The sequence below is a fragment of the Pantoea sp. FN0302 genome (genome assembly GCF_050113775.1).
GTDB classification, from domain to species: Bacteria; Pseudomonadota; Gammaproteobacteria; order Enterobacterales; family Enterobacteriaceae; genus Mixta; species Mixta alhagi.
Genome location: NZ_JBNJSM010000004.1, coordinates 241,749 through 264,150, shown reverse-complemented (window position 1 = coordinate 264,150; position 22,402 = coordinate 241,749). Strand labels below are relative to the sequence as shown.

At 51.8% G+C, this 22,402-nt stretch carries 24 protein-coding genes; 10 read left to right on the top strand and 14 right to left on the bottom strand.

What is annotated here, in order from left to right; genetic code table 11:
- Positions 1-266: 266 nt before the first annotated feature.
- Complete coding sequence (gene gmhB, locus ACQE32_RS16380; RefSeq protein WP_085067891.1) at positions 267-827, bottom strand: D-glycero-beta-D-manno-heptose 1,7-bisphosphate 7-phosphatase; 561 nt, start codon at positions 825-827, stop codon at positions 267-269.
- Positions 828-1,020: 193 nt separating this feature from the next.
- Between gmhB and metN the strand changes: the two genes are divergently transcribed.
- From metN to proS, 6 genes are all read left to right on the top strand, one after another.
- Positions 1,021-2,052, top strand: a complete 1,032-nt coding sequence (gene metN / locus ACQE32_RS16375; protein WP_250651904.1) for a methionine ABC transporter ATP-binding protein MetN — start codon at positions 1,021-1,023, stop codon at positions 2,050-2,052.
- Positions 2,045-2,698, top strand: a complete 654-nt coding sequence (locus ACQE32_RS16370; RefSeq protein WP_085067893.1) for a methionine ABC transporter permease MetI — start codon at positions 2,045-2,047, stop codon at positions 2,696-2,698. The genes metN and ACQE32_RS16370 overlap by 8 nt, the downstream gene beginning before the upstream one ends.
- A gap of 32 nt (positions 2,699-2,730) precedes the next feature.
- Positions 2,731-3,546 (top strand): MetQ/NlpA family lipoprotein, encoded by an 816-nt coding sequence (locus tag ACQE32_RS16365; RefSeq protein ID WP_426974550.1) that lies wholly within the window; start codon positions 2,731-2,733, stop codon positions 3,544-3,546.
- 218 nt (positions 3,547-3,764) lie between these two features.
- Entirely contained in the window at positions 3,765-4,169 is a 405-nt protein-coding gene (gene rcsF / locus ACQE32_RS16360; RefSeq protein ID WP_250651902.1) for an Rcs stress response system protein RcsF, read from the top strand.
- Positions 4,166-4,873 carry a tRNA (N6-threonylcarbamoyladenosine(37)-N6)-methyltransferase TrmO gene (tsaA, locus tag ACQE32_RS16355; protein ID WP_427022098.1) on the top strand — a complete coding sequence of 236 codons (708 nt, stop codon included), beginning with the start codon at positions 4,166-4,168 and terminating at the stop codon, positions 4,871-4,873. The genes rcsF and tsaA overlap by 4 nt, the downstream gene beginning before the upstream one ends.
- 104 nt (positions 4,874-4,977) lie before the next feature.
- Entirely contained in the window at positions 4,978-6,705 is a 1,728-nt protein-coding gene (gene proS / locus ACQE32_RS16350; protein WP_427022097.1) for a proline--tRNA ligase, read from the top strand.
- Positions 6,706-6,803: 98 nt separating this feature from the next.
- Here proS and ACQE32_RS16345 read toward each other — a convergent pair whose 3' ends face one another.
- On the bottom strand, positions 6,804-7,160 hold the full coding sequence (locus ACQE32_RS16345; protein WP_426982130.1) for a hypothetical protein: 357 nt from the start codon (positions 7,158-7,160) through the stop codon (positions 6,804-6,806).
- A gap of 171 nt (positions 7,161-7,331) precedes the next feature.
- On the opposite strand from ACQE32_RS16345, the gene ACQE32_RS16340 reads away from it, so the two are divergent.
- A complete protein-coding gene (locus ACQE32_RS16340) occupies positions 7,332-7,595 on the top strand; it encodes a hypothetical protein (RefSeq protein ID WP_427022096.1) in 264 nt (87 codons plus the stop codon).
- A gap of 55 nt (positions 7,596-7,650) precedes the next feature.
- The gene (locus ACQE32_RS16335; protein WP_427022095.1) at positions 7,651-8,955 is read left to right on the top strand and encodes a glycosyltransferase; all 1,305 of its coding nucleotides are present in this window, start codon (positions 7,651-7,653) and stop codon (positions 8,953-8,955) included.
- A 78-nt stretch (positions 8,956-9,033) separates the two neighbouring features.
- Here the strand turns inward: ACQE32_RS16335 and arfB are convergent, their stop codons facing one another.
- Positions 9,034-9,444 (bottom strand): alternative ribosome rescue aminoacyl-tRNA hydrolase ArfB, encoded by a 411-nt coding sequence (gene arfB, locus ACQE32_RS16330; protein WP_426982127.1) that lies wholly within the window; start codon positions 9,442-9,444, stop codon positions 9,034-9,036.
- Between the two features lie 209 nt (positions 9,445-9,653).
- Between arfB and ACQE32_RS16325 the strand changes: the two genes are divergently transcribed.
- Both ACQE32_RS16325 and rof read left to right on the top strand, forming a co-directional pair.
- Positions 9,654-9,854 carry a YaeP family protein gene (locus ACQE32_RS16325; protein WP_165786514.1) on the top strand — a complete coding sequence of 67 codons (201 nt, stop codon included), beginning with the start codon at positions 9,654-9,656 and terminating at the stop codon, positions 9,852-9,854.
- The gene (rof, locus tag ACQE32_RS16320; RefSeq protein ID WP_085067900.1) at positions 9,841-10,104 is read left to right on the top strand and encodes a Rho-binding antiterminator; all 264 of its coding nucleotides are present in this window, start codon (positions 9,841-9,843) and stop codon (positions 10,102-10,104) included. The genes ACQE32_RS16325 and rof overlap by 14 nt, the downstream gene beginning before the upstream one ends.
- Positions 10,105-10,135: 31 nt before the next feature.
- Here rof and ACQE32_RS16315 read toward each other — a convergent pair whose 3' ends face one another.
- The 11 genes from ACQE32_RS16315 to fabZ form a co-directional block, all read right to left on the bottom strand.
- Positions 10,136-10,444 (bottom strand): c-type cytochrome, encoded by a 309-nt coding sequence (locus tag ACQE32_RS16315; protein ID WP_426982126.1) that lies wholly within the window; start codon positions 10,442-10,444, stop codon positions 10,136-10,138.
- On the bottom strand, positions 10,441-11,757 hold the full coding sequence (gene tilS / locus ACQE32_RS16310; RefSeq protein WP_426982125.1) for a tRNA lysidine(34) synthetase TilS: 1,317 nt from the start codon (positions 11,755-11,757) through the stop codon (positions 10,441-10,443). The genes ACQE32_RS16315 and tilS overlap by 4 nt, the downstream gene beginning before the upstream one ends.
- 53 nt (positions 11,758-11,810) lie before the next feature.
- Positions 11,811-12,200, bottom strand: a complete 390-nt coding sequence (locus ACQE32_RS16305; protein ID WP_085067903.1) for a VOC family protein — start codon at positions 12,198-12,200, stop codon at positions 11,811-11,813.
- Between the two features lie 76 nt (positions 12,201-12,276).
- Positions 12,277-14,436: a lysine decarboxylase LdcC gene (locus ACQE32_RS16300; protein WP_426974538.1), complete on the bottom strand. Its 2,160-nt coding sequence runs from the start codon at positions 14,434-14,436 to the stop codon at positions 12,277-12,279.
- A 104-nt stretch (positions 14,437-14,540) separates the two neighbouring features.
- Positions 14,541-14,726 carry a YegP family protein gene (locus ACQE32_RS16295; protein WP_426974537.1) on the bottom strand — a complete coding sequence of 62 codons (186 nt, stop codon included), beginning with the start codon at positions 14,724-14,726 and terminating at the stop codon, positions 14,541-14,543.
- 158 nt (positions 14,727-14,884) lie between these two features.
- Positions 14,885-15,844 carry an acetyl-CoA carboxylase carboxyl transferase subunit alpha gene (gene accA, locus ACQE32_RS16290; RefSeq protein ID WP_250651893.1) on the bottom strand — a complete coding sequence of 320 codons (960 nt, stop codon included), beginning with the start codon at positions 15,842-15,844 and terminating at the stop codon, positions 14,885-14,887.
- A gap of 12 nt (positions 15,845-15,856) precedes the next feature.
- Positions 15,857-19,339 carry a DNA polymerase III subunit alpha gene (gene dnaE / locus ACQE32_RS16285; protein WP_250651892.1) on the bottom strand — a complete coding sequence of 1,161 codons (3,483 nt, stop codon included), beginning with the start codon at positions 19,337-19,339 and terminating at the stop codon, positions 15,857-15,859.
- A 33-nt stretch (positions 19,340-19,372) separates the two neighbouring features.
- Positions 19,373-19,999 (bottom strand): ribonuclease HII, encoded by a 627-nt coding sequence (gene rnhB / locus ACQE32_RS16280; protein WP_426974536.1) that lies wholly within the window; start codon positions 19,997-19,999, stop codon positions 19,373-19,375.
- Positions 19,992-21,140: a lipid-A-disaccharide synthase gene (lpxB, locus tag ACQE32_RS16275; protein ID WP_427022094.1), complete on the bottom strand. Its 1,149-nt coding sequence runs from the start codon at positions 21,138-21,140 to the stop codon at positions 19,992-19,994. Before lpxB ends, rnhB begins: the two co-directional genes overlap by 8 nt.
- A 3-nt stretch (positions 21,141-21,143) precedes the next feature.
- Positions 21,144-21,932: an acyl-ACP--UDP-N-acetylglucosamine O-acyltransferase gene (gene lpxA, locus ACQE32_RS16270; protein WP_085067910.1), complete on the bottom strand. Its 789-nt coding sequence runs from the start codon at positions 21,930-21,932 to the stop codon at positions 21,144-21,146.
- Between the two features lie 3 nt (positions 21,933-21,935).
- Positions 21,936-22,391 carry a 3-hydroxyacyl-ACP dehydratase FabZ gene (fabZ, locus tag ACQE32_RS16265; protein WP_038628041.1) on the bottom strand — a complete coding sequence of 152 codons (456 nt, stop codon included), beginning with the start codon at positions 22,389-22,391 and terminating at the stop codon, positions 21,936-21,938.
- Between the last annotated feature and the right edge of the window lie 11 nt (positions 22,392-22,402).

Genomic DNA, 22,402 nt, shown 5'->3' with positions numbered 1-22,402 from the left:
GTCTGATAAATTGTTAAAGAGCGGTGCGACCGGTACCTGATACCGTTGTCGCGAGGTGGCGTATATTACGCTTTCCTCTTTCAGAGTCAACTTCTTTTTCAGAAGTTTTTCTCCGGCGATTCATCTTACTGAACCGCTCAACACCGCGTGGCGTAAGCCGTTGTGCCGTGTCGATGGAGGCGCATTATAGGGAGTTCTCGACCCCTGACAAGTGCTAATTTCAACTTTTTTGCTGTTCGCTGAAATTTCGCGCAGAACGCCTATTTTTAACCCTGTTTTATGCGTTTCGGTAGCTCTGCAAGGCTATCTATTACCCAGTCGGCCAATTTCTCGCCTTCCGCAGTAACCGGTTTACCGCTGCGTACTAATACTGTTGTGCCCACGCCTGCTGCTTTGCCTGCCTGAACATCATCGATTTTATCGCCAACCATATAAGAAGCAGCCATATCGATATTCAGCTCTTTCATTGCGCTAAGCAGCATACCGGGTTGTGGTTTACGGCAGTCGCATTGTTGGCGATAGCTTTCTACCGCAGCCTCAGGATGGTGTGGACAATAATAGATGCCATCCAAATCCACCTCTCTGTCTGCCAGCGACCAGTCCATCCACTCCGTGAGCTGCATAAACTGGTCTTCACTAAACATTCCGCGCGCGATACCGGACTGGTTAGTCACCAGCACCAGCGCGTACCCCATTTTCTTCAGTTCCTGCATCGCCTCAATGGCACCATCAATAAACTGAAAAGCATCAATCTCATGGACATAGCCATGATCCACATTTACTGTGCCATCGCGATCAAGAAATATCGCCGGGACTTTAGCCGTCACGTAGTAACTCCTGCTGCCTGATTTGTCGCTCAGTATCGCATGATTGCAATAAAAGAGAGAATGGCAGATTGAATCTCTCTGATTGATTTAGACGTCTGGATGCCTTACCATCCGTTTCAAATTTTGTCGCGTTAGTAAGACAAAAGAAAAAACACCACGGACAACTTCACCGCAACAGATAACTAATAACTCAATGATAAAACTTTCCAATATTACTAAAGTCTTTCAGCAGGGCGCGCGCACCATCACTGCGTTGTCAGACGTTAGCCTACACGTGCCCGCAGGACAAATTTATGGCGTTATTGGCTCATCAGGCGCGGGTAAAAGTACGCTTATTCGCTGCGTTAACCTGCTTGAGCGCCCTACGTCCGGCAGCGTTCTGGTTGATGGACAGGAACTCACCTCGCTGTCAGAAAGCGAGCTTACGCTGGCCCGCCGTCAAATCGGCATGATTTTCCAGCATTTTAATCTGCTGAACTCGCGCACCGTTTTTGGCAACGTGGCGTTGCCGCTTGAGCTGGATAACATGCCACGCGCAACGATCAAAGCTCGCGTGACGGAGCTGCTCGATCTGGTCGGCCTTGCCGATAAGCATGACGCCTGGCCTGCTAACCTTTCCGGAGGTCAGAAACAGCGCGTTGCTATTGCGCGTGCGCTGGCAAGCAGCCCGAAAGTACTGCTGTGTGATGAAGCCACCAGCGCGCTTGATCCGGCCACCACCCGAGCCATTCTTGAACTCTTAAAAGATATTAATCGCCGTCTTGGCATTACCATTCTCTTGATTACGCATGAGATGGATGTGGTAAAACGCATTTGCGATCAGGTTGCGGTCATCAGTAATGGTCAGCTGATTGAAAAAGACAGCGTCAGCGAAGTTTTCTCTCATCCGAAAACGCCGCTGGCTCAGCAATTTATTCAGTCCACGCTGCATCTTGATATTCCTGAGGACTATCAGCAGCGTTTACAGGCGCAGTCAACTGCTGACAGCGTGCCTCTTCTGCGGCTGGAGTTTACCGGTCAGTCGGTTGATGCACCGCTGTTGTCGGAAACCGCACGCCGCTTTAACGTTAATAACAATATTATCAGCGCCCAAATGGATTACGCTGGCGGCGTGAAGTTCGGCATCATGCTGACGGAAATGCACGGCAGCGAGCAGGAGACCGAAGGCGCAATTGCTTATTTACAACAGCATCATGTAAAAGTAGAGGTATTAGGGTATGTCTGAGGCAATGATGTGGTTACTGGGTCGCGGCGTTTGGGAAACGCTGATGATGACCTTTGTCTCTGGCTTTTTTGGCTTTGTGCTGGGTCTGCCGGTTGGCGTTCTGCTTTATATCACCCGCCCGGGTCAGATCATGGCCAATAATAACCTGTATCGGGTCTTATCCGCGCTGGTCAATATTTTCCGTTCGATTCCTTTTATTATCCTGCTGGTCTGGATGATCCCTTTTACCCGCGCCATTGTTGGCACCTCAATTGGGCTACAGGCCGCTATCGTTCCGTTGACCGTTGGCGCTGCGCCTTTTATTGCGCGTATGGTTGAAAACGCTCTACTGGAGCTGCCTACCGGCCTGATTGAAGCTTCCCGTGCCATGGGCGCAACGCCGATGCAGATTATTCGTAAGGTTCTGCTGCCGGAAGCCTTGCCGGGGTTGGTAAATGCGGCCACTATTACATTGATTACGCTGGTCGGCTATTCTGCGATGGGCGGTGCCGTAGGCGCTGGCGGCTTAGGGCAGATTGGTTATCAGTACGGCTATATCGGTTATAACGCCACAGTAATGAATACCGTTCTGGTATTACTGGTGGTCCTGGTTTATCTCATACAATTCTGTGGCGACCGCATCGTTCGTGCTGTCACACATAAATAAGTCACCTCAATACTCTCTATTAAGGAAAGGATATGTCTTTCACGTTGAAAAAGATTGCCGCTGTGGGAGCGCTGCTCGGTGCTATGGCGCTGGCAGGATGTGGTCAGGAAGAGAAAGATCCTAACCATGTTAAAGTTGGTGTTATTGTTGGTGCCGAACAGCAGGTTGCTGAAGTCGCGCAGAAAGTGGCGAAAGATAAATATGGTCTGGACGTTGAGCTGGTCACCTTTAATGATTACGTGCTGCCTAACGAAGCATTAAGCAAGGGCGATATTGATGTTAACGCCTTCCAGCATCAGCCCTACCTTGACGCGCAAATCAAGGATCGTGGCTATAAACTGGTAACCGTAGGCCACACTTTTGTTTATCCAATCGCAGGTTACTCGAAAAAGATTAAATCACTGGATGAGCTGCAGGAAGGCGCGCAGGTTGCCATTCCGAACGATCCTACTAACCTTGGCCGTTCACTGCTGCTGCTGCAAAAAGTGGGTCTGGTTAAGTTAAAAGAGGGTGTAGGCCTGCAGCCGACCTCTCTGGATATTATCGAAAACCCGAAAAAGCTGAAGATTGTTGAGCTGGAAGCGCCGCAGCTGCCGCGCTCGCTGGATGACGATCAGATCGCGCTGGCAGTGATTAATACCACCTATGCCAGCCAGATTGGCCTGACGCCAACCAAAGACGGCATCTTTGTGGAAGATAAAGATTCTCCTTACGTGAACATTATTGTTGCGCGTGAAGACAATAAAGATGCAGAAAATGTGAAGAAGTTTGTTCAGGCATATCAGTCTGACACTGTCGCAGAAGCGGCGAATAAAATCTTCAATGGCGGTGCGGTTAAAGGCTGGTAATACGGCTCAGGCTCAGGATTTTTAGTTAATCATCTGCCCTTAACATTGCGTTACCCATCTCGATCAGGCGGCCCGCTGATTTACCGGTTATAAGCTTTATGCTTGCGGTCAAATCAGCCGGGCCGCCTTTTTAACGTTTAATCAAATGTTATCGCAACTTGTCATTTAACTGATTGCTTGTTTCAATAACGCCAATTTTTAGAAATGAGGATAATTCGATGCGCGCGTTACCGCTTTGTTTGTTGGCGCTTTCGCTGACAGGTTGCTCTTTGCTACATAAGCCTTATAAGCCCATTACCGCGCCCGAAGCCCGGCCAACCACCACGGAAACGCATGCTCGTCCAGCAGTGCGCCCTGCGCCGGTGAAGCTCTATACCGATACAACTGAGCTGCTAAGTAATCCTTTCCGGGATTTAGGCGAGGTATCGGGCGATGATTGCCAGACCAGCCGCCAGGACTCGCCGCCAAACATTAATACCGCACGTAAACGTATGCAGATCCGCGCATCTTATATGAAAGCTAACGCGGTACTGTTACATAAATGTGAAATCGTTAATGAAAGCAAAGGCTGCTATCGCCAGGCGATCTGCCAGGGCACGGCGCTAAAAGTAACCGGTAAATGAGTCAGTTTTCTTTCGCGCAGATTGGCGTGATTAAATCACCGTGGAAAGAGAAGTTCGCGGTACCACGGCAGCCGGGCCTGATTGAAGATGGCGGCGGCGAATTGCATTTGCTTCCTCCCTATAATCAACCGGAAGCGGTGCGCGGCCTGGAAGCGTTCAGTCATCTGTGGCTGCTGTTTGTTTTTCATCAAACCATGGAAGGCGGCTGGCGTCCAACGGTACGCCCTCCGCGCCTGGGTGGTAATACGCGCATGGGCGTATTTGCCACCCGCTCAACCTTCCGGCCCAATCCGGTTGGCATGTCGCTGGTTGAGCTGAAAGGCGTACGCTGCCAGAAAAGCCAGGTGATCCTTGAGCTGGGCAGCCTTGATTTGGTTGACGGCACGCCAGTTGTTGATATCAAACCCTATCTGCCTTTTGCCGAAGCGATTCCGGCTGCGCGCGCCGGTTTTGCCCAAAATGCCCCTTCAGCAGAGATGCCGGTGCGCTTTTCAGAGCGCGCGCAACAGCAGTTGCATGATAACCAACAGCGTTATCCTCAGCTGGCGCGTTTTATTAGCCAGGTGCTGGCACAGGATCCGCGTCCGGCCTATCGCAAAGGCGAGGAGCCAGAGCGTGAATATGCCGTCTGGCTGCTTGATTTCAACGTGCGCTGGCGCGTAACCGCTGAAGGCACCGAGGTGCTGGCGCTCGATCCGCGCTAATTTGTTCTCGCTCTCTTTTGAGGTGCATCACTCGCTGGTACACTAACCGCCACTATTTTCAGGTCAATCTTTGACTATTTTCCGCCCAAACTGGAATCTTACAGATGCGTACTACTCAATATCTGCTCTCCACGCTTAAAGAGACGCCGTCCGATGCCGAAGTGATCAGCCATCAGCTGATGCTGCGTGCCGGGATGATTCGTAAACTGGCCTCAGGCCTCTATACCTGGCTGCCGACGGGCTTACGCGTACTAAAAAAAGTTGAAAACATCGTGCGCGAAGAGATGACTAACGCCGGTGCGATTGAAATCTCTATGCCGGTAGTACAGCCAGCCGACCTGTGGCAGGAGAGCGGACGTTGGGAGCAGTACGGTCCTGAGCTGTTGCGTTTGGTGGATCGTGGCGATCGCCCGTTTGTGCTGGGCCCAACGCACGAAGAGGTGATCACCGACCTGATTCGCAACGAGCTAAGCTCTTACAAGCAGCTGCCGCTGAATCTGTTCCAGATCCAGACCAAATTCCGTGATGAAGTGCGCCCGCGTTTTGGCGTAATGCGCTCACGTGAATTTATCATGAAGGATGCTTACTCCTTCCATACCTCTCAGGAATCGCTGCAGGAAACCTACGAGGCGATGTATCGCGCCTACGGTCAGATCTTCAGCCGTATGGGGCTGGATTTCCGCGCGGTACAGGCAGATACCGGATCTATCGGCGGCAGCGCATCGCACGAATTCCAGGTGCTGGCGCAGAGCGGTGAAGATGACATCGTCTTCTCAACCGAATCGGATTACGCGGCGAATATTGAGCTGGCGGAAGCCGTTGCGCCAGCCGGTGAGCGCCCTGCCCCTGCGCAGTCGTTAGAACAGATTGATACGCCTGATGCAAAAACTATCGCCGAACTGGTTGCGCAGTTTAATCTGCCCGTTGAAAAAACAGTCAAGACGCTGATAGTTAAAGCCAGCGAAGAGAGTGGCCACCAGCTGGTTGCGCTGCTAGTGCGTGGCGATCATGAACTGAACGAAATCAAAGCGGAAAAAGTGGATATCGTGGCTGCGCCGCTGGTGTTTGCTACTGAAGAAGAGATCCGTGCCGCAGTTGGTGCCGGTCCGGGTTCACTGGGTCCGGTTGGCCTGACATTGCCGGTAATTGCCGATCGCACCGTTGCCAAAATGAGCGACTTCAGCGCGGGCGCGAATATCGACGGCAAGCACTTTATCGGGATCAACTGGGGCCGCGATCTGGCCGAGCCGCTGCAGGTTGCCGATCTGCGCAAGGTAGTGGAAGGCGATTCCAGCCCGGACGGCAAAGGTACGCTGCTGATCAAGCGCGGCATCGAAGTGGGTCATATCTTCCAGCTGGGCACCAAATATTCGGAAGCGATGAAGGCTGCGGTGCAGGGCGAAGATGGCCGTAACCAGACGCTGACCATGGGCTGCTACGGTATTGGTATCACCCGCATAGTGGCAGCGGCAATTGAGCAGAACCATGACGATCGCGGCGTTATCTGGCCTGCGGCGCTGGCACCGTTCCAGGTCGCGATCCTGCCGATGAACATGCATAAATCTTTCCGCGTGAAAGAGTTGGCGGAAGAGCTGTACGCCACGCTGCGTGCGAAGGGTATCGAGGTACTGCTTGACGATCGTAAAGAGCGTCCGGGCGTGATGTTTGCCGATATGGAACTGATCGGGATCCCGCATACCATCGTGCTGGGCGATCGCAACCTGGATAACGACGAGATCGAATATAAAGCGCGTCGTGCCGGTGAAAAACAGATGATCAAACGCGACCGTATTGTGGATTTCCTGGTCGACGCGATCCAAAGCGAGAAATAATCCCCTGCCGTAACGTTACGCTAAAAACCCTGAAACCCGGCCTACCGGTGAGTAAGGGTTTTTAGCCCATGACCTGCTCCCCGTTTATTATTAGCACTTCATTTTCCTGTAGCATCAATCTTGCGCAGCATCTCTATTACACGCCTCGTATCACTATAAAAATATTCCATTGTAGTAAGATACAGAATGCGACTCTTATCAAAACCTTTGGTTCTAAACTGATACTGTAACCCCGGTGCGCATACTAATGCTTTAGCCTTATACATTAACTCATCAATATCGCTATAACTATCGTCCAGATGGGCCTGCCAGGACATATTTTCCTCTTTTAACTGCGCCGATAACGCCTTAATAAATTTTTCCTCAGGCGGATGGAAAGAGAACACAGAAGGAGAGGGGCAGTAACCTCCGCCTAAAACCGGCGGTGCCGCGTAAACCATAATAACTATGTCCATATTCTGCAAGTCCTTATTTACTTTGAAAATTAGATGTTTATACCCTACTCAAAAGATACTTTTTAATTAGTTGAAAAGTTAATGAAAGCTGAGCATCTATAAATTGAAAATAAAAAAATAGCCAATGAATACCTTACAATATAAACATTGAAATGCCAACCGAAGCATTCGGTGGTAACGACCAAACCATTATATAAAAAGAGAAATTATTTTATGAAAAAAAAGAACGAAGTATTAAAAGAAATTAAAAACGAAGCTCAATTAAGGCAAGTTTCCGGAGGTTATAACCCAGGGCCGTCTATGATCTGGGGAGCAATAATGAGCGGGATATTTAATGGGAAGTTCAGTTGTTCATGGCCGGGGGATTTTTACTCGCCTTCTAAGCCTGGCAAAAACGCAGGTTTTGGTTCTAGTCCTATTTGTACTTCACGATAAATAAACACAAACAAAGGCATATTTAAGCATTATATGCCTTTAACCAAAGGTTATAATGGAAAATTTAACGTTGTTAAATCAAAGAAATTATAACAAATTTCTTTTAGAATCAACGCAACTAAAAATTTGGTTCGAGCAAATAAGTTTAATAAAAGAAATAAACTGCAGCTCAATTAATAAAACCAATAAAATAGCAAAATTAAACAAAAAGCAAATGAAAGTTTTACTTAATGATGAACTGACAACACTAACGGCTATCATTATAGTAAAAAACGAAGAAGATAATATTGTTAAATGCATAGAAAGTATAAAAAATTACGTAGAAGAGCTAGTAATAATTGACACAGGCTCTACTGATAACACATTAAATTTAATCGCTACTTACCAGGGCGATAAAGTTAAGGTTTTCACAAAACAATGGGAAGATAATTTTTCACAAATACGGAATTATGCAAAATCAAAAGCGACAGGGAAATGGGCATTTTATATAGATGCTGATGAAACTGTGATGCCAACCCATAAATTTACTTTATTTAAAAAACCACTCCGTAAATTTGAACTGCTAGATTTAAATGAGACAATTGCAATTTGTCCTGTAATCATCGATCACAATAATCATAAATCTGTTGGCGTTAGAAGATGCTTTTATAATAGTGAAAATTTTCATTATTTTGGCCACGTGCATGAGGAACTGCGCAAACTGAATGGATTACTTAATCAAGTTACCTTAGATATAAATATTAGACATGAAGGATATAAGAACGAGGTTTTAAAAAATAAAGAAAAGGTAAAAAGAAACATAAGCCTCTTGAAGAAAACAATAAAAAAAGAACCAAGCGAAATAAGGTGGAAGTATTTTTACTGTCGTGATGGAGCTGGTTACTTACCTGACGAGGAAATAGAAACAATGGTTAAGGATTGTATTTTATACAACCCCCGAAACGCTATCACTAAAAGAAACATCATGGCAAACCAATATAGTTTCCATTTTATGGTTATTTTAGCAGAGATCATGCTAAGAAACGGTGACTGTCTTAACTTAATGAAGTTATCAAAGCAAATGTTTCATTTAAATGAGGATAAAAGCAATTATTTATATTACTCAACCATGTCACTAGTTATGCAGCGACGAAATGATCTTATGGTTAAATTAGAAACCTTAAGCAGCTATCGAGAAAAAGATAAACTAATCCACTATGGTATGTTACATAGCTCAGGATACCATATCGATATCGCAATCCTTATTTTATTGATTGAGTGTGGTTTCTATGATAAAGCACAGAAATTTCGCAATGCTCTGGAAGAGGAATTTCCACCAATATCATCTATCCTCGAAAAGTACAGATTTGCTGATGATTAATTTCATCAGCAATTATCTCCAGGTATTGTTTTCAATCATAATTACAATCTTGGTTGTTACGATCTAAAATATTTAAAACTACACCACCTTTCCCCGTAGCGCTTTGGTATTACTGCGCTGCGCTTTGCCCTCCAGCCTGCGTCGTTTGGACGCCAGCGTCGGACGCGTGGGACGCCGGGTTTTCTCCACCACGGTAAGCTCGCGAATCAAATTTTCCAGCCGCTTCAGCGCCGCTTCGCGGTTCATCTCCTGGCTGCGATACTCCTGCGCCTTAATGATCACCATTCCTTCGGGCGTAATCAGATGATGGCTGGCGCTAAGCAGGCGCTCTTTATAAAAATCGGGCAACGATGAAGCACGGATATCAAAGCGCAAATGGATCGCCGTTGAGCTTTTATTGACGTGCTGGCCGCCTGCGCCCTGGGCTCGTATAGCCGTGATGTCCAGTTCGCTGTCGCTGATGGTGACGTTACGTGATAGTACAATCATAAAAATTTACCGTTGTGCTGCCCATCTTTAGAAGATTCATTGATATGGGCGCATTGTTTGCTGTAACCGATAACGTAGAGTGTGACTTGCTAACGCTTCAGGTCAATACTTATTGTCTACGGATAAAACGCTGTGAACCGCTGATTTCCCGCAGAAGGCTATGTTATAGTCGCTGGAGTCAGAGATTTACGCTCTGGAAGGAGGTGCATGTGCAGAAATATTGTGATTTGGTTCGTCAGAAGTACGCTGAAATCGGCGGCGGCGAACTGGGATACGTGCCCGACGCCATAGGTTGCGCGTTAAAAACACTGAATGAGATAGCGGCTAATTCTGCGCTAAACTCTTCTGTCAGGGAACAGGCGGCTTATGCCGCTGCAAACTTATTGGTGAGCGATTATGTTGACGAATGAAGCCTACAAACCGATCAATTGTGACGATTACGATAGTCTCGAACTCGCCTGCCAAAAACAGTGGTCACTGGTTCTTGAACTCAAGAATGGTGAACAGCTTAAGGTACAAGCGCAGGATATGATCACGCGTAAAAACGTAGAATATCTGGTGGTTGACCTGGCCGGTGAGGTGCGCGAACTGCGCCTTGACCATATTGCCAGCTTTAGCCATCCCGAGCTGGGCACCGTTGTTGTCAGCGAGTCGGATTAACCCTTTGGGCGGGCTTTCCCGCCCTTTGGCTTCACGGCTTTAACGACTGATAATACGCGGCTAAATCGGCCATATCCTCATCGCTTAACCCACTGACAAACGCTTTCATCACTTCCGCCTGTCCACCGCTACGCTCCCCTTTCCTGTAAGCCTGCAGCGCATGCTGTAAATAATCGGCATGCTGACCGGCCAGATTGGGATACAGCGAAACAGAAGCTTTACCTTCTGCGCCGTGGCACGCCTGACAGGCGGCAGATTTTTCCTGACCGGCAGCAGCGTTACCGGCCGCCAGCGCAGGCGCGGTAAAACAGGCCAGCATCAGTATCAACAGGGCTTTCATCTTTTATTCTCCCTTTCACGAAGCCAGGCAATGCGCCAGGCATTTCCCGCCATAGCGCTGCCTTCGCGGCAAACAAACGTATTCAGTGCGGCAATAAGCGTCTCATTGTAAAAAATCAGCGGCGTGCTTTCACGTTGCCACGGCGGCACGTCACACTCCTGCCACAGTTTTTTGATCGATCGATGGCCGCTGCGTCCCTCAATGGCGAAACGGCCCTGCGCCTGAAAGCGTACCGTAACCGTTTCATCTGCGCGGGGCGGGCGCACTTCCGTACCGCTTTCCGCCAGTTGCAGTATGCCAAGATCGTGCGGGAGAGGGAGCGGCCTGGTCACCTCTGTCCAGGGTAAAATCAGCGCGCGTACCGATGGCCTTAACGGCAGCCAGTAGAGCTTCTCACGATAGCGCCGTATTTCATGATCTCCCAACCGCAGACGCGGCGCGGCATCTTCCCGTGCATTGATCACTTCCAGCCACAGACGCCGGATCGCATCCCGCGAGGGCATTTGACCGCCGCAGCCGGCAATCCAGCGCCGCAGCAGCGCAGCGCGACGTGCTTCGCTCATGGCAGCAAAGCCATCGATGCGCAGTGCGCCATCCGGCTCTGTTCGCGCCGCCAGCGACTCCGCCAACAGCTCATCCAGCAGTTGCTCCTGCTCGCCGCACAGCGCCGCGCTGCGGGCAACGGCGACGGCAAAATGCGGCCAGCGCTCGCTCAGTGTCGGTAATATCCGCTGGCGCAGAAAGTTACGGTCATAGCGCGTATCCTGATTACTTTCATCTTCAATCCAGCGCAACTGATACTCTTCAGCCCACTTTTCCAGCTCAGCTCGCTGACGCGAAAGCAGCGGACGCAGCAGGCGATGCGCGCCTAACATCAGGCGCACGGGCATCGCGGCCAGGCCAGCAGGCCCGCTGCCGCGCTTCAACGCCAGCAGCAAGGTTTCGCATTGATCGTCAAGGTGCTGCGCCGTCACCAGGGCTTCTCCGGTGCGCAAACTGTCGCGAAAAGCCTGATAACGCCCTTCGCGCGCCGCGCCTTCAATGCCGCTGTCGCGTCCGTCAACCTTGATCGCCACGACCTCCAGCTCAACCTGCCACGCTTCACAAACGGCCCGGCAGTGCTGCACCCAGCTATCGGCACAGGGGCTTAATCCGTGATGAATATGAATTGCGCGCAACTGTAACGTTGGCTGTCGCTGGCGCAACAGGGTTAACTGATGCAAAAGAACGGTAGAGTCCAGCCCGCCGCTGAACCCCACCAGCAGCCGCTGTTCACCGGCCAGCTGCTGTTCAAGTTGTGCAAGCTGCGTCATGAAAAACCTATTGGCAGGCGGCCATCAGAGCGATGACCGTAAAAACGGTTATTTTAAGCCTGGTATAACTCTAGCGGCAAATTATCCGGATCGCTGAAAAAGGTAAAGCGCTTGCCGGTGAGAGGATCGATGCGAACGGGCTCGCAGGCTACGCCTTTTTCCGTGAGTAACTCACAGGCGCGATCGATATCATTCACTGCAAACGCCAGATGGCGTAAGCCGCAGGCTTCCGGGTGACTAATACGAGCCGGCGGCGTCGGGAAAGAGAACAGCTCAATCAGATACTCTCCATTCAGCGCCAGATCGCCTTTCCATGAATCACGCGCTTCGCGATAAACTTCCTGCTGCAGCGTAAAGCCAAGAATGTCGCAGTAAAATGCCTTGCTGCGCGCATAGTCGCTGGCAATAATCGCAATATGATGAACCTTCTTGATATCCAGCATAGCTTCTCCTTGATCTATCTTACTGCAGCACCCTACTCACTCATGGATGCTGAAGCAAGACGGCATAATCTGCAAGTTAGCGCACGGTATCCGGCTCATGCTGTTTAAGGACGCGTACCAGATAGCGCCCATCCTCGGTGAGCTTGGCGCCGTGGATATCGGTTTCAAAACCAGGATAATGGTGGCCAATGGCACACAGCATCAGCAGGAAGTCGAGCACCGCACGGCTGGATTCAGTAATCATCTCTCCCGGCATCACCAGCGGCACGCCCGGCGGATAAGGCAGAATCATGTTGGCCGAAACGCGCCCGATCATCTGGTCAATCTCCACGGTTTCTACCTCTCCTTTTACCTGTAGCTGAAACGCCCGATGCGGTGTCATTTTCATCTCCGGCAGCACATCAAACGCTTTCAGCATCAGGCGCGGCAGATCGTGTTGGTGGATCAGTTGATGAATGCCCTGTGCCAGCGTCTGGATCCGCATATTGCGATAGAAATCGGGATCTTCGGCATAGAGATCCGGCAGGATATTTTTCACCCGTAGATTAAGATCGTAGGCACGCTTGAAGTCCAGCAGTGCACGCAGCAGCCCCATTGCCCGGGTTTTGTCGATGCCGATACTGAACAGAAACAGCAAATTATACGGGCCGGTTTTCTCTACCACGATACCGCGTTCATCAAGAAACTTGGCCACCAGCGCCGCCGGGATCCCTTCTTCCGCCATTTCACCCTGTTCACTCATGCCGGGCGTCAAAATGGTTACCTTGATCGGATCGAGATACATATGATCGCGATCGGCATCAATAAAACCATGCCACGCTTCTTCACCCGGCTGGATCGGCCAGCACTCTGCTTCTTCTATGCCGTCTGGCTGCCAGATATCGTAAAACCAGCTATCGGACTCTTCGCGCAGCCGCTGGATTTCGCGGCGGAAATGCAGCGCACGCTCAACGGAACGGTTAATCAGCCGACGTCCCGGATTACCACGCAGCATGGCGGCCGCCGTTTCGATAGAGGCGACAATCGAATAGTTCGGCGAGGTGGTGGTATGCATCATATAGGCTTCGTTAAAGGTCTGTTCATCGTAGTCGCCTTTAATATGAATCAGCGAAGCCTGCGAATATGCCGCCAGCAGCTTATGTGTAGACTGCGTTTCATAAATCACCTTGCCTGGCGTGCGCTCGCCGCTCATCCCGCTCTTGCCCGCATAGATGGGATGAAAATTGGTATAAGGCACCCAGGCGGAATCAAAATGAATCGAAGGCACATCCAGCGTTTCTTTGATGTAGCGGGTGTTATACAGCAGACCATCGTAGGTGGAGTTGGTGATCACCGCATGTACCGGCCAGCTGGCATGTTCGGTTTGCGCCACCTTCAATGCAATGCTGTCACGCATAAACTCCCGCTTAGGAATACCGCCGAGAATGCCCAGCGCATTACGTGTCGGCTTCAGCCAAATCGGCACGATATCGCTCATCATCAGCAGATGCGTCAGCGATTTATGGCAGTTGCGGTCGATAAGCACCGTGCTGCCTGCAGGCGCAGCGTACATACCGACGATTTTGTTTGAGGTTGAAGTGCCGTTGGTCACCATATAACTTTGCTCGGCACCGAAAGTGCGGGCGATATACTCCTCTGCTTCCAGATGCGGGCCGGTGTGATCAAGCAGCGATCCCAGCTCGGTAACAGAAATAGAGGTATCCGCCTTCAAGGCGTTAGGGCCGTAAAAGTCATAAAACAGCGTGCCGACTGGGCTTTTTTGAAAAGCGGTGCCAGCCATATGGCCAGGCGTGCAGAAAGTGTATTTCCCTTCCTTCACATAGTTAAACAGCGCTCGCGTCAACGGCGGCGTAATATTGTCGATATACTCATCGGTATACTGGCGGATACGCTGGGCGATATCCTCTTCGACACCAAGCGCATATTCAAAGAACCACAGCGCCATGCGCATTTCGTGAATGCTGATATCCATGGTGGAGTGGGTATTAATAAAGGCGTAGAGCGGCAGGTATTCGTTAAGCTGATTAATTTCGCTGCAGAGATCCAGGCTATATTCATCCCAGTCAAAAATAATGCCGCAAACCCGTGGATTATGCTCAATTAGCTTAACCAAATCGTTGGCGTCTTTGGGATAGATAAGATCGAACCCCTTGCCGATCAGCGCCTGATGCAGCTGGCGAATCGGTTCATCTTTATAAAAAGCGTTATGCGGTCCCATTATCGCAATGATATTCAATTCGCACCTCCTGGTGATGAGCGATAAAGAATAAGCATAGCGGATAGCACAGAAGGGGTTAGAGCAGACCCGCCGGATAGCGGGTCTGGAAAAGCATAACCAAGTTAGCTGCGATCGTAGACGGTTTCAGTCGGCGCGTTCTGGCGTACCGAGGCGATGCCGTTTAAAGCGCCCTGTTTGCTGGCATACATCTCGCTTACCGCAATGATTTCATGATTGCCGGCGCGCAGCACAAAATACCAGGGCTGTGGCGTCTCTTTGTCTGATTTACGTATTTCGTAATATCCCATTTTAACTCCCGTTATTGATGTTTATTTCCTGACTGTTCAAACTCAGCCATCGCTGCGTGAAAAACAATCAATAACCGAGGCTTTATTGAGAGAAATCGTTTTGTCGTAAAAGTAAAAAAGGCGACCCGAAGGCCGCCTTGTTAATAACCTGAATAAAATTACGCGTAACCGTAGTTCATCAAGCGATGATAACGACGGTTCAACAACTCTTCGGTATTCAGACCGTCCAGATCGGCCAGGTCAGCCAGCAACTGCGCTTTCAGCGAAGCCGCAATCGCCAGCGGATCGCGATGTGCACCGCCCAACGGTTCAGGAACGATAGAGTCGATCAGATCCAGCTCTTTCAGTCGCGGCGCGATAATGCCCATCGCTTCAGCGGCCAGCGGCGCTTTATCGGCGCTCTTCCACAGGATTGAGGCACAACCTTCCGGTGAAATAACTGAATAGGTGCTGTACTGCAGCATATTGACCTTATCGCCAACGCCAATTGCCAGCGCGCCGCCGGAACCGCCTTCACCGATAACGGTACAGATAACCGGCACTTTCAGGCCGGACATTTCACGCAGGTTGCGTGCAATAGCCTCAGACTGACCGCGCTCTTCCGCGCCAACGCCCGGATAAGCACCCGGCGTATCGATAAAGGTAATGATCGGCATCTTAAAGCGCTCGGCCATTTCCATCAGGCGCAGCGCTTTGCGATAGCCTTCCGGTGCCGGCATGCCGAAGTTACGACGAATCTTCTCTTTGGTTTCACGGCCTTTCTGATGGCCAATGATCATAACCGGGCGTCCGTCCAGACGCGCTATGCCGCCGACAATCGCTTTGTCATCCGCATAGGCGCGATCGCCTGCCAGTTCATCAAAGTCAGTAAACACGTTACGGACATAGTCCAGCGTGTAAGGACGTAACGGATGACGCGCCAGTTGCGCGATCTGCCATGCGCCCAAATCGGCGAAGATTTTACGGGTCAGCTCAACGCTTTTCTCGCGCAGACGCTGGATCTCTTCATCCAGATTAATATCGTGTTTTTCATCCTGACGGCCAACCGACTTGAGGGAGTCGATTTTCGCCTCCAGTTCTGCAATTGGCTGTTCAAAATCCAGGTAATTAAGACTCATAATGTTCCTGTTTTAGTCAAACTCCAGTTCCACCTGCTCCGATCCTATCAGCGATCGCAGGTCATTAAGCAAACGATCGCAGGGAGATACGCGCCAGGCTGCGCCGAAACGCAGCTTAGCCCGCGCATCCGCTCTCTGATAGTAGAGATGTACCGGAATTGTCCCCGAACGATGGGGTTCCAGAGACTGACGGAGACGGTTTAAAAGCTGGTCATCAATTTGCCTGTCCGTCAGCGAGATAGCAAGTCCGCGCGCGTATTTTTCACGTGCCTCATCGATATCCATAATTTCGCGAGCGGTCATTTTAAGCCCACCGCTAAAATCATCAAAGCTGACCTGTCCGCTGACGATCAGGATACGGTCTTTTTCCAGCAGCTGCTGGTATTTATCAAGCGCATCTGTGAACAACATCACTTCCAGACGACCAGAACGGTCATCCAGCGTGCAGATGCCAATACGGTTACCGCGTTTAGTGACCATCACGCGGGCCGCCACCACCAAACCGGCCGCGGTCGTTATCTTACCGCGCTCGGTTGGGTGCATGTCTTTCAGGCGTACGCCACCTACGTAGCGCTCAATTTCTTTCAGGTACTGGTTGATCGGATGGCCGGTGAGATAGAGACCCAACGTCTCGCGCTCGCCATCCAGCTGCACCTGTTCCGGCCACGGCGTAATGCTGGCGTAGGACTGTTCCACCTGCTCCGGCTCTTCCGCCAGCACGCCAAACATATCCGCCTGACCGATCGCTTCCGCTTTCGCATGCTGATCCGCTGCCTTCAGCGCATCGCCCAGTGCGCTCATCAGCGCCGCGCGATGCGGCCCCAGACGGTCGAAAGCGCCGGACATAATCAGCTTTTCCATGACCCGACGATTGATCTTTTTCGGATCGGTGCGCGCGCAAAGATCGAACAGCTCACGGAAATAGCCATCTTTATTACGTGCTTCGATAATCGCTTCAATCGGGCCTTCGCCGACGCCTTTAATTGCGCCGATGCCATACACGATTTCACCGTCGTCGTTGACGTGGAACTGATAGAGGCCGGAGTTAATATCCGGCGGCAGCACCTTCAGCCCCATGCGCCAGCACTCATCCACCAGGCCCACCACTTTTTCGGTGTTGTCCATATCGGCAGTCATAACCGCCGCCATAAACTCAGCCGGATAGTGCGCCTTTAGCCACAGCGTCTGGTAGGAAACCAGCGCATAGGCGGCGGAGTGTGATTTATTGAAGCCGTAACCGGCGAATTTTTCCACCAGGTCGAAGATTTTCATCGACAGCTCGCCGTCGATGCCCATGCTTTCCGCGCCTTCTTTAAACACGGAACGCTGTTTGGCCATCTCCTCCGGCTTTTTCTTACCCATGGCACGACGCAGCATATCTGCGCCGCCCAGCGTATAGCCCGCCAGTACCTGGGCAATCTGCATGACCTGTTCCTGGTAGAGGATAATGCCGTAGGTCGGCTCCAGTACCGGTTTCAGAGATTCATGCTGCCACTGAATATCAGGATAGGAGATCGCTTCACGACCATGTTTACGGTCAATGAAGTTATCTACCATGCCTGACTGCAGCGGACCTGGACGGAACAGCGCCACCAGCGCGATCATATCCTCAAAGCAGTCCGGCTTCAGGCGTTTAATCAGATCTTTCATGCCGCGCGATTCAAGCTGAAACACCGCCGTGGTTTCTGCGCGCTGCAGCATATCAAAACTTTTTTTATCTTCCAGCGGAATCGCGGCGATATCGATCGGCGGCTCGCCCTGCTTCGCCCGACGCGCGTTGATCATCTCCAGCGCCCAGTTGATGATCGTCAGCGTACGCAGGCCAAGGAAGTCGAACTTCACCAGCCCGGCATATTCCACATCGTTCTTATCAAACTGGGTGACCGGATACTGGCCGTGCTCATCGCAGTAAAGCGGCGCAAAGTCGGTGATTTTAGTTGGCGCAATTACCACGCCGCCGGCGTGTTTACCGGCGTTGCGCGTTACCCCTTCCAGCTTGCGCGCCATATCGATCAGCGCCCTGACCTCTTCATCCGCCTCGTAGATTTCCGGCAGCTGCGGTTCGGCAGCAAAGGCTTTCTCCAGCGTCATCCCCGGATCGGGCGGCACCAGCTTAGAGATACGGTCAACAAAGCCGTAGGGATGTCCCAGCACGCGGCCTACGTCACGGATAACCGCTTTCGCCGCCATGGTGCCGAAGGTGATAATCTGCGAAACCGCATCACGGCCATACATCTCAGCAACGTGCTCAATCACCTGATCGCGCTTCTCCATACAGAAGTCGACGTCGAAGTCAGGCATTGATACGCGTTCCGGGTTCAGGAAGCGTTCGAACAGCAGGTCGAACTCCAGCGGATCGAGATCGGTAATTTTCAGCGCATAGGCCACCAGCGAACCGGCACCTGAACCACGTCCTGGGCCGACCGGGATACCGTTATCTTTCGACCACTGGATAAATTCCATGACGATCAGGAAGTAACCAGGGAAGCCCATCTGGTTAATAACGTTAAGTTCAATCTCCAGACGTTCATCATATTCCACGCGCTTCTTCGCCCGCTCTTCCGGATCGGGGAAAAGAAATTCCAGACGCTCTTCCAGCCCTTCACGCGAGCGCTTTACCAGAAAATCTTCGGTGGTCATATCGCCGGTCGGGAACTGCGGCAGGAAGTACTCGCCCAGCCGCACCGTTACGTTACAGCGACGGGCAATCTCCACGCTGTTTTCCAGCGCTTCCGGGATATCAGAAAAGAGCTCGCACATCTCCTCAGCGCTGCGCATATACTGCTGCGGGCTGTAATTGCGGGGGCGCTTGGGATCGTCCAGCGTATAGCCGTCATGGATCGCTACACGAATTTCATGCGCGTCGAAGTCATCCTCATTGATGAAGCAGACTTCATTGGTTGCCACCACGGGAATGCCTTCGGCAATCGCCAGTTCAACGGCGGCGTGCAGATAGCTTTCTTCATCCGGACGTCCGGTTCGGATCAGCTCCAGATAATAGCGATCGGGGAAGTGTTGCTGATAAAAGGCCAGACACTGCGCTACCAGCGCCTGATTGCCGCGCAGCAGGCTGCGTCCGACATCGCCACGTCGCCCACCGGAGAGCAGAATCAGCCCTTCCTGATGTTCGGCCAGCCAGTCACGATCGATGGTCGGGCCTTCCGGGCCGTAGCCGCGCTGATAAGCGCGTGAAATCAGCAGCGTGAGATTCTGGTAGCCCGCATTATTCATCGCCAGCACGGTAATCTGCGACAGCTCATCGCCCATCAGTTCGCAGGCGACAAGAAAATCAGCACCAATAATCGGTTTAATCCCTGCGCCGTGCGCCGTGCCGTAAAACTTCACCAGCCCGCACAGGTTGGTAAAGTCGGTGATTGCCATTGCCGGCATTCCGAGAGCCGCTGCCTTTTTCACCAGCGGACCGGTTTTCGCCAGTCCATCGACCATCGAATAATCGCTGTGGATACGCAGATGAATAAAACGTGGTTCGGCCATCTTTACTTTCCGGTTAACTGCAGCAAAGCGCGCTTAACGCGCGCGATTGGCGGTGAGATTAGTCACTTCGATGTCCAGCAGCGCATTGCGCACTGGAGCAAAACTACGACGATGGTGCGGCGTAGCACCATGCTCCGTCAACATCGCCAGATGTTGTGCGGTGGGATAACCTTTATGCTGGGCAAAGCCGTACTGCGGAAAAACCACATCCAGCTCGGCCATTTCGCGATCGCGCGTCACTTTGGCGATAATCGACGCGGCGCTGATTTCCGCTACCAGGCTGTCGCCTTTTACTACCGCTGCGGACGGCATCGGCAATTCAGGACAGCGATTGCCGTCAATCAATACATAGTCAGGCGTGACGGCCAGACCGGCCACCGCGCGCTGCATCGCCAGCATAGTGGCATGCAGAATGTTTAGCCGATCAATCTCTTCCGGTTCGGCACGGCCCAGACTCCAGGCCAACGCTTTTTCACGGATTTCATCATACAGCGCCAGCCGACGCTTTTCGCTCAGCTTTTTCGAGTCCGCCAGCCCAGCGATCGGTTGGGCTGGATCCAGGATCACTGCCGCCGTAACCACCGCGCCGACCAGCGGCCCGCGTCCAACTTCATCAACGCCGGCAATAAGCCGCGCGTTGGGATAAATAAATTCAGCCATGCGCCAACTCCAGTACGGCCTGAGCCGCTTGTTCATCGGCATTCCAGCGGATCTGCTGGTGCAGCTCAGTAAAGGTTGCCAACAGCCTGTTGCGCGTTTCACCCTGCGCCAGCAAGGGTTCCAGCGCTGCGGCCAGCCGTTCGGGCTGACACTCATCCTGAAGCAGTTCCGGCACCAGTTCGCGCCCGGCCAGCAAATTAGGCAGCGAGACATAGTCGGTTTTGACCAGCCGCTGCGCCAGCCAGAAGGTGAAAGGCTTCATGCGATACCCCACCACCATCGGACATTTTGCCAGCATGCACTCCAGCGCCGCCGTCCCGGAAGCCAGCAGCGCCGCATCGCTGGCAATCATCGCCTCGCGGCCCTGACCATCCAGCAGATGAACCGGTAGCTCAGGAGCCACCGCAGCTTTGATCTGTTCAAACTGTTCACGTCGACGGGCATTCACCAACGGCACCACGATTTCCAGCTGCGGCCATTTTTCCTGCAGCCGCTGCGCCGTCTTGAGAAAATCAGCGCTAAGCATTTCAACTTCCGCTTTACGCGAGCCCGGCAGTAAGGCCAGGCAGAGCGCCTGTTCGTCGATGCCCAGCGTGCGACGCGCTGCGGTTTTATCCGGCTGCAGCGGCATCGCATCCGCCATGGTATGCCCGATAAAACGACAGGGAACCTCAAAGCGATCGTAAAACGCTTTTTCGAACGGCAGGAAGGCCAGCACCAGATCGGTAGCGCGACCGATCTTGAAGACCCGGTTTTGCCGCCATGCCCATACTGAAGGACTGACATAATGAATAGTGCGGATCCCGCGCTGTTTCAGCCGCCCTTCAAGGGTAATGTTAAAATCGGGCGCATCGATGCCTACAAAGACATCAGGCTTAAGCGCGGTAAAGCGGCGGGTTAAATCACGACGAATTTTTAACAGGCGCGGCAGGCGCTCCAGCACCTCAACGATGCCCATCACCGCCAGCTCCTCCATGTCGTACCAGCTCTCGCAGCCTTCCGCCAGCATGCGCGGACCGGCCACGCCAACAAAGCGGGCGTCAGGATGTTTGGCTTTAAGCGCGCGAATTAAACCGGCACCAAGAATATCGCCGGAGGTTTCTCCGGCGACAAGGGCAATCGTTAAAGGACGAGCAGCCATGGGTTAACGAATCAGACCTCGCGTTGAGCGGGCAAAGAAGTCGTAAAACGGCTTAACCTCAGCGTGCTTCTCAGCCAACGCTTCGATTTCCGGCTTCACTTCATCCAGCGTCCTGCCGCTGCGATATAGCAGTTTGTAGGCGGCACGAATCGCATGCAACGCTTCTTTATCGAAACCGCGACGTTTAAGGCCTTCAATATTGATGCCAAACGGCGTGGCGTGGTTGCCCTGCGCGATAACGTAAGGTGGCACATCCTGCGCCACGCCAGAACAACCGCCCACCATAACGTGCGCGCCGATAATACAGAACTGATGCACCGCCGTCATGCCGCCAATAATGGCAAAGTCATCCACCGTAACATGTCCGCCCAGCGTGGCGTTATTGGCGAAAATACAGCGGTTGCCAATAATGCAGTCATGAGCGATATGCGCATTCACCATCAGCAGGTTATCGCTGCCGATGCGAGTCACGCCGCCGCCCTGCACCGTGCCACGATGAATGGTCACGCTTTCGCGGATGCTGTTACGATCGCCAATTTCAACGCGCGTTGGCTCACCAGCATATTTCAGGTCCTGGTTCACCTCACCAATAGAAGCGAACTGGGTAATAATATTGTCTTTACCGATGCGGGTATGTCCGTTCACCACCACGTGGGATTTCAGGACGGTACCTTCACCAATTTCAACATTTGCACCGATATAGCAAAAGGGGCCAATGTGGACACGGGCACCAATGATGGCGCCCTCTTCGACGATAGAACTCGGATGAATTACGGCAGTTGCATCAATCACGTATTATGCCTCCCGGCTTCGGGCACACATCATGGTCGCTTCACAGACAATTTTACCATCTACGGTAGCCACGCCTTTAAAGCGCGTCAGACCACGACGGGTTTTTTCGAAAGTAACTTCCATTATCATCTGATCGCCCGGTACCACCGGACGCTTAAAGCGCGCTTCGTCAATTCCGGCAAAGTAGTACAGCTCACCCGGCTCAAGTTTACCAACGCTTTTAAACGCCAGAATACCTGTCGCCTGCGCCATCGCCTCAAGAATCAAAACGCCTGGAAAAATCGGTTTACCAGGGAAGTGTCCCTGGAAAAACGGTTCGTTAACCGAGACGTTTTTCACCGCACGCAGATATTTATGCTCTTCGAACTCCAGGACACGATCGACCAGTAAAAACGGATAACGGTGCGGCAGTAGTTCTAAAATCTCTTCAATATTCAGAGTATGAGTTTCAGTAGTCAAAATACTCTTCC